Source organism: Curtobacterium sp. MCLR17_051 (assembly GCF_003234395.1).
GTDB lineage: Bacteria > Actinomycetota > Actinomycetes > Actinomycetales > Microbacteriaceae > Curtobacterium > Curtobacterium flaccumfaciens.
The window spans coordinates 32,415-43,992 of sequence record NZ_QKTA01000008.1 but is presented as its reverse complement, the minus strand read 5'-3'; the positions used below and the strand labels follow the sequence as shown (position 1 = coordinate 43,992).

11 protein-coding genes are annotated in these 11,578 nt (G+C 71.1%); 1 reads left to right on the top strand and 10 read right to left on the bottom strand.

The annotated features are described in order from the left end of the window. Window positions 1-12 precede the first annotated feature (12 nt). The 3 genes from nusB to DEJ06_RS08885 all read right to left on the bottom strand — a co-directional run bounded on the left by nusB (window position 13) and on the right by DEJ06_RS08885 (window position 2,899). Entirely contained in the window at window positions 13-465 is a 453-nt protein-coding gene (nusB, locus tag DEJ06_RS08895) for a transcription antitermination factor NusB (RefSeq protein ID WP_027465744.1), read from the bottom strand. A gap of 11 nt (window positions 466-476) precedes the next feature. After that, window positions 477-1,040 (bottom strand): elongation factor P, encoded by a 564-nt coding sequence (efp, locus tag DEJ06_RS08890; protein ID WP_017887175.1) that lies wholly within the window; start codon window positions 1,038-1,040, stop codon window positions 477-479. A gap of 167 nt (window positions 1,041-1,207) precedes the next feature. Continuing rightward, on the bottom strand, window positions 1,208-2,899 hold the full coding sequence (locus DEJ06_RS08885) for an AarF/ABC1/UbiB kinase family protein (protein WP_071403714.1): 1,692 nt from the start codon (window positions 2,897-2,899) through the stop codon (window positions 1,208-1,210). A gap of 467 nt (window positions 2,900-3,366) precedes the next feature. Between DEJ06_RS08885 and DEJ06_RS08880 the strand changes: the two genes are divergently transcribed. Next, window positions 3,367-3,546: a hypothetical protein gene (locus DEJ06_RS08880; protein ID WP_110864577.1), complete on the top strand. Its 180-nt coding sequence runs from the start codon at window positions 3,367-3,369 to the stop codon at window positions 3,544-3,546. Window positions 3,547-3,555: 9 nt separating this feature from the next. On the opposite strand, the gene aroB is transcribed toward DEJ06_RS08880, so the two are convergent. The 7 genes from aroB to DEJ06_RS08845 all read right to left on the bottom strand — a co-directional run bounded on the left by aroB (window position 3,556) and on the right by DEJ06_RS08845 (window position 11,498). Then, window positions 3,556-4,653: a 3-dehydroquinate synthase gene (gene aroB, locus DEJ06_RS08875; RefSeq protein ID WP_111039075.1), complete on the bottom strand. Its 1,098-nt coding sequence runs from the start codon at window positions 4,651-4,653 to the stop codon at window positions 3,556-3,558. Then, entirely contained in the window at window positions 4,650-5,231 is a 582-nt protein-coding gene (locus tag DEJ06_RS08870; RefSeq protein WP_111039074.1) for a shikimate kinase, read from the bottom strand. The genes aroB and DEJ06_RS08870 overlap by 4 nt, the downstream gene beginning before the upstream one ends. After that, window positions 5,228-6,448, bottom strand: a complete 1,221-nt coding sequence (gene aroC / locus DEJ06_RS08865) for a chorismate synthase (RefSeq protein ID WP_110858979.1) — start codon at window positions 6,446-6,448, stop codon at window positions 5,228-5,230. Before aroC ends, DEJ06_RS08870 begins: the two co-directional genes overlap by 4 nt. A 42-nt stretch (window positions 6,449-6,490) precedes the next feature. Beyond that, window positions 6,491-8,053, bottom strand: a complete 1,563-nt coding sequence (gene mltG, locus DEJ06_RS08860) for an endolytic transglycosylase MltG (RefSeq protein ID WP_181436739.1) — start codon at window positions 8,051-8,053, stop codon at window positions 6,491-6,493. A 93-nt stretch (window positions 8,054-8,146) separates the two neighbouring features. Further along, window positions 8,147-8,590, bottom strand: a complete 444-nt coding sequence (gene ruvX / locus DEJ06_RS08855) for a Holliday junction resolvase RuvX (protein WP_171907752.1) — start codon at window positions 8,588-8,590, stop codon at window positions 8,147-8,149. An 8-nt stretch (window positions 8,591-8,598) separates the two neighbouring features. After that, entirely contained in the window at window positions 8,599-11,256 is a 2,658-nt protein-coding gene (alaS, locus tag DEJ06_RS08850; RefSeq protein ID WP_111039072.1) for an alanine--tRNA ligase, read from the bottom strand. A gap of 59 nt (window positions 11,257-11,315) precedes the next feature. Next, window positions 11,316-11,498 carry a hypothetical protein gene (locus DEJ06_RS08845; protein ID WP_111039071.1) on the bottom strand — a complete coding sequence of 61 codons (183 nt, stop codon included), beginning with the start codon at window positions 11,496-11,498 and terminating at the stop codon, window positions 11,316-11,318. Between the last annotated feature and the right edge of the window lie 80 nt (window positions 11,499-11,578).

Below are 11,578 nucleotides of genomic sequence, written 5' to 3'. Positions count from 1 at the left end.
ACGTGGTCAACCCTACCGGGACTCCTGGTCTCCTGCGACCGTCCGACCGGACGGTGCACGCCCGCCGGCGACGGCCCCGAGCACGCCGTTGACGAAGCCGGCCGAGTCCTCGGTGGACAGCGACTGCGCGAGCTCGACCGCCTCGGCGATGGCGACGGCGTCGGGCACCTCCGGGTTGAACCGGAGCTCCCAGACGGCCATCCGCAGGATGCAGCGGTCGAGGACCGGCATCCGGGCGATCGACCAGCCCTGGGCGTGGTCGACGATGACCGAGTCGATCTCGTGACGGGCATCGTCGACACCCGTGACGATCTGGCGGGCGTAGTCCCAGCTGGAGGCACGCTCCGGCTGGTCCAGGTGCCGGACCGTCTCGGTGGCGAGCACGTCCGCGATCGGCAGCTCGCGCACCTCGGCGACGTACAGCATGTCGAGGGCGCGCTTGCGGGCCTTCGAACGAGCACTCATACGGTCAGCGCCTAGGAGTTGACGCGGCCGAGGAAGCTGCCGTCGCGCGTGTCGATCTTCACCAGGGTGCCGCTCTCCAGGTACAGCGGGACCTGGATGCGGTGGCCGGTCGCGATGATGGTCGCGTCCTTGGTGCCGCCGGAGGAACGGTCACCCTGCAGGCCCGGCTCGGTCTCGACCTCGGTGACGATCGACGTCGGGAGCTCGACGTACAGCGGGTTGCCCTCGTTCATCGCGATGGTGACCATCGCGGACTCGAGCAGGTAGTTCTTGGCGTCGCCGACCACAGTCGCGGAGACCGGGATCTGGTCGTACGTGTCGGTGTCCATGAACACGTAGGAGTCGCCGTCCTCGTAGAGGAACTGGTAGTCACGACGGTCGACGACGGCGGTGTCGATCTTCGCACCGGCGTTGAACGTGCGGTCGACGACCTTGCCGGAGACGACGTTCTTGAGCTTCGTGCGGACGAACGCGCCGCCCTTGCCTGGCTTGACGTGCTGGAACTCGACGACCGACCACAGCTGGCCGTCGATGATGAGAACGGCGCCGTTCTTGATGTCTGTGGTACTGGCCATGAGTCGTCGGTGTCCCGTTCGGTCGTGTTGTGAAGTGTCCTCGGGCCGCGGACGGCCCCGGACGAGTGTAGCGGACGCCCGCCCGGCGGCCGGAGCGGTGCGCGTGCGTGCCGGACGCGCCGGTCCCGGGCGGGCGCCGGGCGCCGGGCCCGGGCCCGGGCCCGGGCTCAGCGTCGCCGTCGGGCGAGCCAGGCGTCGATCGCCGCCCAACCGAGCAGCACCACCGCCGCTCCCCCGAGCAACCCGCCCGCGACCCCCGTGGACAGGGCCGCCGTCGGTCGCGCCGGCAACGACAGGTAGACGATCGCCAGGATCCCCGCCCCCGCACCGAGCAGCACCAGCAGGATGCGCCGGATCATCCCGGACACGAGCTGCCGGTCGCGGCTGTCCGCGAAGAGCCGGATGTTCACCGTGAACCGGCCGGTCTCGATCGCCTCGCCGATGCGGTCCACCCGGCGGGGCAGGCGACGAGCGGCCGACACGACGCCGAGCAGCTCCTTCGCCGCCAGGTCGCGGAGCTTGCCCGGCCGGAGCTGGTCGGTGATCTGCTCCCGGGCGAGTCCGCGGGACTCCTCGAGCAGGTCGAACGACGGCGCGAGCGTGCGGAGCGTCCCCTCGAAGATGGCCAGGGCGCGGGCCGCGGCGACGAAGTCCGGCGGCGGCTTCAACCGGTAGCGCCCGAAGACCTCGACCGCGTCGTCCACGGTGTCGACGCCGATGCGCGCACCCGGGCCGAGCTCGTCCGCGACGAAGCGCGCGATGTCCCGACGGAAGTCGGGCTCGTCGTGCGCATCGCGCACGGGTGCCATCCGCAGGACCGCATCGGCGATCCGCGACGTGTCGTCCTGCAGGTACGCGGCCAACAGGTCCTGGACCGTGTCCCGGAGACCCGGGTCGAGCCTCCCGACCGATCCGAAGTCGATCAACGCGGGCCGCCCGTCGGGCAGCACCAGGACGTTCCCCGGGTGCAGGTCCGCGTGGTACAGGCCGTCGAAGACCACCTGGCGCAGGAAGGCGCGGAGGATCGCGCGCATCGGCGCGTCGAGGTCGCGCTCGGAACGCTCGGCGCGGATCGCGCTGAGCGTGTCGCCCTCCAGGAACTCCATCACGAGCACACGCCGGCCGGACAGGTCCGGGTAGGGGTCCGGGAACCGGACCTCGTCCGGACGCGCGCTGCGGGCCTGGGCCGCACGCAGCGCGGTGAGGTTCCGGAGCTCGGAGACGAAGTCGACCTGCCGGATCAGGTCGTCCGCGTACTGGCCGGCGATGTCCTGCACGCCGACCTGCCGCGCCTCGGTCGACCACCGGGCCATGAACCGGACGACCCGCAGTGCGATGTCCACGTCACGGCGCACCGCTGCGTCGATCCCCGGCCGCTGCACCTTCACGGCGACCGCGGTGCCGTCGGGCAGCCGGGCGCGGTGGACCTGCGCGATGGACGCCGCTGCGACGGGCACCGGGTCGAAGGTCGCGAACACCTGATCGACCGGGGCACCGAGCTCCTGCTCGAGGAGCGCACGGACCTCGTCCGCCGGCGCCGCCGTGACGTTCCGCTGCAGGTGGGCGAGTCCCTCGGTCCACTCCTCGGGCAGCAGGTCATCGCGGGTGGAGAGCAGCTGGCCCATCTTCACGAACCCGCCACCGGCTTCCTCGAGGGCCCGGCGCAGGTGCTCGGCCTGGTCGCGACGCAGGTCCGACGTTGCCGGGTCGTGCGAGAAGTCGAGACGACGGAACGGCACCAGGTGGTGGCGGCGGGCGATCGAGAGGAGTTCGGTGAAGCGTCGACCACGGGATCGCAGGGTGCCGGTGTCGGCATCGCGCGGGCCGGAGAGGTCGCTCAGTCGGGGTGGGGTGGGCACGCCCGCCAGTCTGCTCCCCGGTGCTGGGTCCGCAGCGTGCGGGTCGCCCGGTCCGTCGCGTCGCCCCGTCCTCCTCCACAGCCTGGAGGCCCGGTGCGGCTTCCACAGGTCGGCGCGGGCCCGGCGCGGGGCTCGGTCCTGGAGCGAGACACCCGTGCCGTGGAGACAGCACTGACCGCGGCGTGCATCGCCGCCGGAGCGGCGATCGTCGCGGCCGTCGTCAGCTGGTTCGGGGCGTTCCAGAGTCGACGGACGTCCGATCGTGACCACGCCTGGCATCGGTTCACCTGGGCCGTCACGCAGCGGCCGGACATGAACACATACGACATTTCGACAACGGTGCTCCGAGACCTGGAGACCGTACCGTGGTGGTCGAAGGCCGATCGCCGACTCGCGAGCCGAGCGCTCCGCAGGCGAGTCAGCGCCGACCAGGCACATGACGACGACGAACGAAGGGCCTCCGACTGATGTCGATCCTGCGACCACTCCCCGACGCGCCCGACCTCGACGAGGACGACGACGTCCTCTTCGCCTGGGACCACGGCGCCACCGTCGACGAATGGCGGGAATCCCAGCGCACCGGCGTGGTCACCGTCTCGACGCGTGTCACCTGGTGGTGGCGCAGGATGCGACGGGTCCTGCGCTGACCGGCGTGGCTAGACGCCGACCTCCTGGTAGGCGGTGAAGAGCAGGTGGTCCTCGGGGCCCTCGAGCACGACGGGCTTGCCGACGCCGTCCAGGATGATGAACCGCAGCATGCCGGCACGGGCCTTCTTGTCACGACGCATGGTGGCGAGCAGCCCCTGCCAGCGCCCGACGCCGTACGAGGTCGGCAGGTCGAGCGACTCGAGGATCGCCCGGTGCCGGTCGACCGTGGCGTCGTCCAGGTGCCCGGTCAGTCGGGCGAGCTCGGCGGCGAACACCATGCCGACCGACACCGCTGCACCGTGGCGCCACTGGTACCGCTCGGCGTGTTCGATCGCGTGCCCGAGGGTGTGCCCGTAGTTCAGGATCTCGCGTCGCCCTTGCTCCGTGAAGTCGTCCGAGACGACCTCGGCCTTGAGCGCGATGGCGAGCTCGACGACCCGACGGAACTCCGCGGTCGTCGGGTCGGTGACCCGCTCGACGTCGGCCTCGACGATGTCCAGGATCTCGGGCACGGCGATGAACCCGGCCTTCACGATCTCGGCGAACCCGGTCAGGATCTCGTTGCGCGGCAGCGTGCGAGCGAGGTCGAGGTCCACGACGACGGCACGCGGGGCGTAGAAGGCGCCGACCAGGTTCTTGCCCTCGTTCGTGTTGATGCCCGTCTTCCCGCCGACGCTGGCGTCCACCATGCCGAGCACGCTGGTCGGGACGGCCACGTACGGCACACCGCGCAGCCAGGTCGCGGCGACGAAGCCGGCCAGGTCGGTGACCGCACCGCCACCGAGGCCGATCACCGCGTCGGTGCGGGTGAAGTCGGCCTGCCCCATGATCTGCCAGCAGAACGCGGCGACCTCGACGCGCTTGGCGCCCTCGGCGTCGGGGACCTCGGCGATCAGGGCTTCGAGCCCGGCCTCGACCAGCAGCGCACGGAGCTCGTTCGCCCGGGCACCGAGCGTCGGCGAGTGCACGATGAGGACCTTGGCGACACGCGGGCCCAGGATCGCGGGCAGGGCGCCGAGCAGGTCCGTGCCGACGGCCACCGTGTAGCCGTCGTCACCGCCGACCCGGATCTCGGTGGTCCCGGCGGGCAGGGTCGACTCGGTCACGGTGCTCCTTCGGTGCTGGTGGTGCTGCTGGTCGTGCTGCCGGGCGCGGCGGTGGTGCCGGCGTCGCTGCGCAGCCACGTGACGACCTCGTCGACCACGCGGGACATCGGCCGGCGCGACGTGTCGACCACGACGTGCGCGAGTTCGGCGTAGGTGGCCGCCCGCTCGTCCATGATCGTCTGCCAGGCGTCGATCCCGCCGTTCGCCAGCAGGGGCCGGTCGGACCCGGCGATCCGGTCGGCGACGGCCTCGGGCGACACGGTGAGCAGGACGATGCGCGCGCCGCTCAGGGCCTGCCGGGTGTCCGCGTGGGTGACGGCTCCCCCGCCCACGGCGATCACGCCGCCGGTGGCCAGCGCTGCCCGGACCGCCTGGGCCTCGAGCGCGCGGAACGCCGGCTCGCCGCGGTCGGCGAAGATCCCGGGGATCGGCCCGTGCTCGCGCACGATGACCCGGTCGGTGTCCGTGAACGGGACGCCGAGGGCCTTCGCCACCCGCTTGCCGACGCTCGACTTGCCGGCGCCCATCGGGCCGATCACGACCACGGGCGCGTCGGCGCGTCGGACGTCGGTGCTCACAGGTCGGTCGACGTCGCCGACGGCTCGGTCCGGCGCGTGCGCAGGGTCTCCGGGATCGCCGCGAGGTAGGCGTCGAGGTTGCGCTTCGTCTCGACGACGTTGTCGCCGCCGAACTTCTCGAGCACCGCGTCGGCGAGCACCAGGGCCACCATCGCTTCGGCGACGACACCGGCAGCGGGCACGGCGCAGACGTCCGAGCGCTGGTGGTGCGCCGAGGCGTCCTCACCGGAGACGACGTCCACCGTGTGCAGGGCGTGCGGGATGGTCGCGATCGGCTTCATCCCGGCGCGGACGCGCAGCACGGTGCCCGTGGACATCCCGCCCTCGGTCCCACCGGCGCGGTCGCTCGTGCGGTAGATCTCGCCGTCCTCGCGGTACAGCTCGTCGTGCGCGGCGGAGCCCCGGCGACCGGCGGTCGCGAAGCCGTCACCGACCTCGACCCCCTTGATGGCCTGGATCCCCATGATCGCCGCTGCGAGGCGGGCATCGAGCCGGCGGTCCCAGTGCACGTGCGAGCCGAGGCCCGGCGGGACGCCGTAGAACAGCACCTCGACGACGCCGCCCAGGGTGTCGCCGTCCTTCTTCGCGGCCTCGACCTCGGTGACCATGCGTGCCGAGGTCTCGGCGTCGAAGCACCGCAGCTGGTCCTCGTCGAGGCGGTCCACGTCATCGGGCAGCGGCAGGTCCGTGCCGTCGGGGACCCGGACGGTCCCGACCTGCAGGGTGTGTGCCACCGAGCGGATGCCGAGTTCGGCCAGGAACGACTTGGCGACGGCACCGAGCGCCACGCGTGCGGCGGTCTCGCGGGCGCTCGCCCGCTCCAGGATCGGGCGCGCTTCGTCGAAGCCGTACTTCTGCATGCCGACCAGGTCAGCGTGGCCCGGTCGCGGTCGGGTGAGCGGCGCGCTCCGCCCGCGGGACATCTCGGTGGACTCGATCGGCTCGGGGTTCATGACCTCGACCCACTTCGGCCACTCGGTGTTGCCGATGCGGATCGCGATGGGGCTGCCGAGCGAGTAGCCGTGCCGGACGCCGCCGGACACGTGCAGCTCGTCCTGCTCGAACTTCATCCGCGAGCCACGGCCGTAGCCGAGCTTGCGGCGCGCGAGATCGGCACGGATGGACTCGAACGACACCGGGACACCCGCGGGCAGGCCCTCGAGCATGGCGATCAGTTCGGGTCCGTGGGACTCTCCAGCAGTCAACCAACGAAGCATGCCGCAATCCTCCCACAGCGATCGTCCGTGCGACGTCGTCGCCTACTGGTAGTCGGGGTGCGCCCGCAGCCACGCCTGGAACTGCTCGACCGCCACCAGGTGCTGGTCGTAGGTGTCCGAGAAGACGGTCTTGCCCGACTCCAGGTCGACCGTCACGAAGTACAGCCACTTGCCCGGGGCCTCGTTCGTCACGGCCTTGATCGCGATGTCACCCGGGTTGGAGATCGGTGCGGGCGGGAGCCCCTCGTGCACGTAGGTGTTGTACTCGTTCGAGGCGTCCGCACGCTCGGCGTCCGTGGTCGTGACGGTGTGCGTGTTGCCCGTGCCGTACGCGACCGTGGCGTCGGACTGCAGCTTCATCCCCTGGTCGAGACGGTTCTGGAACACCCGGGCGACCTTGGGGTAGTCGGCCGCGAGGCCGGCTTCCTTCTGCACCAGCGACGCGAAGACGATGGTGCGCTCCTGGTCGGCCTCCTTGACGCCGGCGGCGGACAGGTGCTCCTTCATGGTGTCGACCATCGACTTGAAGTACTGCTCGGCGGTCCAGCCCGGGTTGATCGGGTAGGTCGCGGGGAAGAGCCAGCCCTCGAGCGTCGTGACGCCGGACGGCAGGTCGTAGGCCGACAGGTCCTTCGCGGCCGCGTCGACCTGCTTCTCGGTCAGGCCGGCCTTCGAGACCATCCCGGCCTTGATGTCGGCGAGTGCCGTGCCCTCCGGGATGATGATCGACGCCTGGACGCGGTTGTCCTTGTCCTGCAGGGCGGCAAGCGCGGACTTCGAGCTCATCTGCTTCTTCAGCGCGTACGAACCGGGCTGGAACTGCACGTCCGGCGAGGCCAGCAGGAGCTTGTAGAACACCTTCGAGTCCTTGACGACGCCGCTGCGCTGTAGCGTCGCGGCGACGTTCTCGCCGATGTCGCCCTGCTTGATCGTGATGGTCACCTTCGAGGTGCCGTTGCCCGTGTAGTCGTCGGGCTCCTGCGCGCCGCTGATCGCCGCGATGAGCTGCTGGATCTTGGGTGCGGCGAACGTGTACGCCCCGACGCCGGCAGCGAGCACGACCGCGACGATGACGAGCCCCGCGACGAGCGGTCCGCGCCGGCGCTTCGGCCGTGGCTCGCGCGGCGGCCTGGAGGCGCGTCCTCCGCCGCCTCGTCCCCCGCGTCCGCCGCCTCCCGCGGCATCACCGCCGCCGGTCGCGTCACCGTCGTCCGTCCCGTCGGCGCCGGAGCCGCCGGCCGCGGCGGTCACCGCGGGCTCGGTCGGCAGCTCGCCGGTCAGCAGTGCGGCGACCTCGGGGTGCAGGTCTTCGGGGCGGGAGGCGATCGGTGCGTCGGCGGGGGACGCCGGGCGTTCGTCGCGTGCGGCTGGCGGGGCCTCGGTGGTCCGTTCGGCGGCCGGCGGCTCGTCGGTCGCTGCCACGCGGGCCCGCTCGGCCTCGAGGGCGCGGGCTTCGCGTCGGGACATCGGAGGCGCCGGCGGTGGGGTCACCTGACCAGCGTCGTCGCGGTCATCGGTGCCTGTCGTGCGGTCGGAAGTCGCCTTCCGCCGCTCGGCGTCGTTGCCGGGCGCGATGATCGCGTTCCAGTCCAGATCGTCTGCCAACGTCCTCGGTCTCTCGGTCGGGAACTCCACCTGGGCACCGTCGTCCTCACAGCTGACGACGAGAGCACCCATGTGCGGTACCGGGCAGCCCTGTCAGGGAAGCGTGGTGCCCGGAGGGGCACCGGCACTGCGCTCGTGGTCGAGCGCGTGTTGCAGAATGATAACAGCGGCTGCTTGGTCGATCACGGCCCGGGACTTCTTTGTGTTCTTGCCGGCCTGGTGCAGCCCTCGCTGGGCGGTCACGGTCGACAGTCGTTCGTCGACCAGGCGCACCGGCCGACGCGCCGCGATCCGGGCCGCGAACACGCGGGCGTCCTCGGTCGAGGCCGTGTCCCCACCCGACATCGACAGCGGCAGTCCGACGACGACCTCGAGCACGTCGTACTCGTCCGCGAGCTCGAGGATCCGCCGGAGGTCCTTCGAGTCGTCACGACGGACGGTCTCGACCGGCGTCGCCAGCAGGCCGTCGCGGTCGCACACGGCGACCCCGATCCGGGCGCGTCCGACGTCCACGCCGAGCCGCCGCCCGGACCGGATGCCCACGGTCAGCCCGCGAGCCGTGCGGTCACGGCACGCAGCGCCGCGGGGAGCGCTGCAGCGTCGGTCCCGCCGCCCTGCGCCAGGTCCGGCTTGCCGCCGCCACCGCCACCGAGCACGCCGGCGGCCTCCTTCGCGAGGGGGCCCGCCTGCACGCCCGAAGCACGGGCGGCGTCGTTGGTCGCGACGATCACGATCGGCTTGCCGCCCACGACGGCACCGAGCACGACGACGGCCGCGCCGTCACCGAGCTGGCCCCGCACGCCGGTGGCGAGCGAGCGCAGGTCGTCGCCGGACTGCAGGCCGTCGACCGTCTCGGCGACCACGGTGGTGGCACCGACGGTGGTGGCGTTCCGGGCGATGGCGGGCACGCGCTGCTGCAGGTTCGCCGACTCGTACTCGGCGAGCTTCTTCTGGGCGGACCGGAGGTCCTCCATCAGGTTCTGCACGCGGGCCGGCAGGTCGGCACGGGGAGCCTTGAGCGCGCTGGAGAGCTGCGACACGATCGTGCGCTCGACGGCGAGGTCGCGGAACCCCTCGAGCCCGACCAGTGCCTCGACGCGGCGGTTCGTCGAACCGACGCTCGACTCCCCCACCAGGTTGACGAGCCCGATCTGCGCGCTCGAGGCGACGTGCGTGCCACCGCAGAGCTCGCGGGACCACGGGCCGCCGATGTCGACCATGCGGACCTCGGCGCCGTACTTCTCACCGAACAGGGCCTGCGCCCCGAGGGCCTTCGCCTCGTCGATGGGCAGGATGCGCGTGGAGACCTCGAGGTCGGTGCGGATCGCGGTGTTCACGACCTCCTCGATCTCGGAGCGCGTCTCGAGCGAGACCGGCTGCGACCACGAGAAGTCGAGGCGCATGTAGCCGGACTTGTTGTACGAACCGGCCTGCAGCGCCTCCGGCCCCAGGATGTCGCGGAGCGCCGCGTTCACCAGGTGCGTCGCGGAGTGTGCCTGGGTCGCGCCGCGGCGGTACTCCGCGTCGACGACGGTGCTCGCGGCGTCACCGACGCCGACCTCGCCGGAGCGGACCTGCACGGTGTGGCTCCACAGTCCGGAGACCGGTCGCTGGACGTCGAGGACCTCGAGGTCGAACCCGTTGCCGACGATCGAGCCCTGGTCAGCGTCCTGGCCGCCCGACTCGGCGTACAGCGAGGTCTCGCCGAGGATGACCTCGGCGATGTCACCGGCGACCGCACGGTCGACGCTCACACCGCCGACGATGATGCCGAGCACGCGCGTCTCGGCCTCGAGCGCGTCGTAGCCGAGGAAGGTCGTCTCGCCCTTGGCCCGGAACGCGCTGTACACGCTCAGGTCGGCGATCGCGGTCTTCTTGCTCTTCGCGTCGGCCTTCGCCCGGGCACGCTGCTCGGACATCAGGGTCTCGAACGCCGTGCGGTCGACGTGGACCCCGGCTTCCTCGGCCATCTCCATCGTCAGGTCGATGGGGAACCCGAAGGTGTCGTGCAGCAGGAACGCCGTGTCGCCGCCGATCGACGGGGCGCCGTCCTGCTTCGCACGCTCGACGGCCACGTCGAGGATGGTCGTGCCCTGCGCCAGGGTGCGGAGGAAGGTCTCTTCTTCCGCGTAGGCGATGCGGGAGATCCGGTCGTAGTCGGACGCCACCTCGGGGTAGGCGTCGCGCATGGCGTCGCGGGACGCCGGGAAGAGCTCGGGGAACGTGGGCGCCTCGACACCGAGCAGGCGCATCGCGCGGACGGTGCGACGGAGCAGACGACGGAGGATGTACCCACGGCCCTCGTTCGACGGGCTCACGCCGTCGGCGATGAGCATCAGCGAGGAACGGACGTGGTCGGCGATGACGCGCATCCGCACGTCGTCCTCGTGCACGGTGCCGTAGCGTCGGCCGGAGATCTCGGCTGCGCGGTCGAGCACCGGGCGCACCTGGTCGATCTCGTACATGTTGTCGACGCCCTGCTTGATGAAGGCGACGCGCTCGAGCCCCATACCGGTGTCGATGTTCTTGTTCGGCAGCTCGCCGGTGATCTCGAAGTCGTACTTCGACCGCACGTCGGCGATCTGGTACTGCATGAAGACGAGGTTCCAGATCTCGACGTACCGGTCATCGTCCGTCGCCGGGCCGCCGTCGATGCCGTACTCGGGGCCACGGTCGAAGAAGATCTCCGAGCAGGGACCCGCCGGTCCGGGCTGTCCGGTCGACCAGTAGTTGGTGTCCTTGCCGAGGCGCTGGATCCGCTCGTCGGGCAGCGAGGAGTGCTGCTTCCAGAAGCCGATCGCCTCGTCGTCCTCTTCGTAGACGGTGACCCAGAGGTCGTCGGGCGAGAAGCCGAGTCCGCCGTCGGTCTCCGGGTTGGTCAGGAACTCCCAGGCGAACTGGATCGCCTGCTCCTTGAAGTAGTCGCCGAACGAGAAGTTGCCGTTCATCTGGAAGAACGTGCCGTGGCGCGGGGTCTTGCCGACCTCTTCGATGTCGTTCGTGCGGATGCACTTCTGCACGCTCGTCGCCCGCGGGAACGGCGCCGGGATGAGACCGGTCAGGTACGGGATGAACGGCACCATGCCGGCGACCGTGAAGAGGAGCGACGGGTCGTCGGAGACGAGGGACGCGGACGGGACGACGGTGTGGCCGCGGTCACCAAAGTACTGGAGCCAACGGCGGCGGATCTCTGCGGTCTGCATGGTGCTTCCTGGGTTCAGGTCGTGGGTGGAGGAGGGTCGAGGCTGCTCGGTCGGAGCGCTCAGACGTCGGTACGGAGCTCGGCCTCGCGCGACCGGTAGCCCTCCGCGACGGCACCCGTGAAGGCCTTCGTCTTGGCGTTCACCTCGGCGAAGAGCCGGGCGCCACCGGAGGTCTGGGCGACCCGGTGTGCGACGGCGAACCCGATGACGATGCCGACGGCGACGAAGAACAGCTGCTTCACGGTGCCTCTCCCTCTGTGCACCCGGGCGGTGCATGCCCGGACAAGCTTAGTCGCCGGGCACTTCCGCGCGTCCCCGTCCG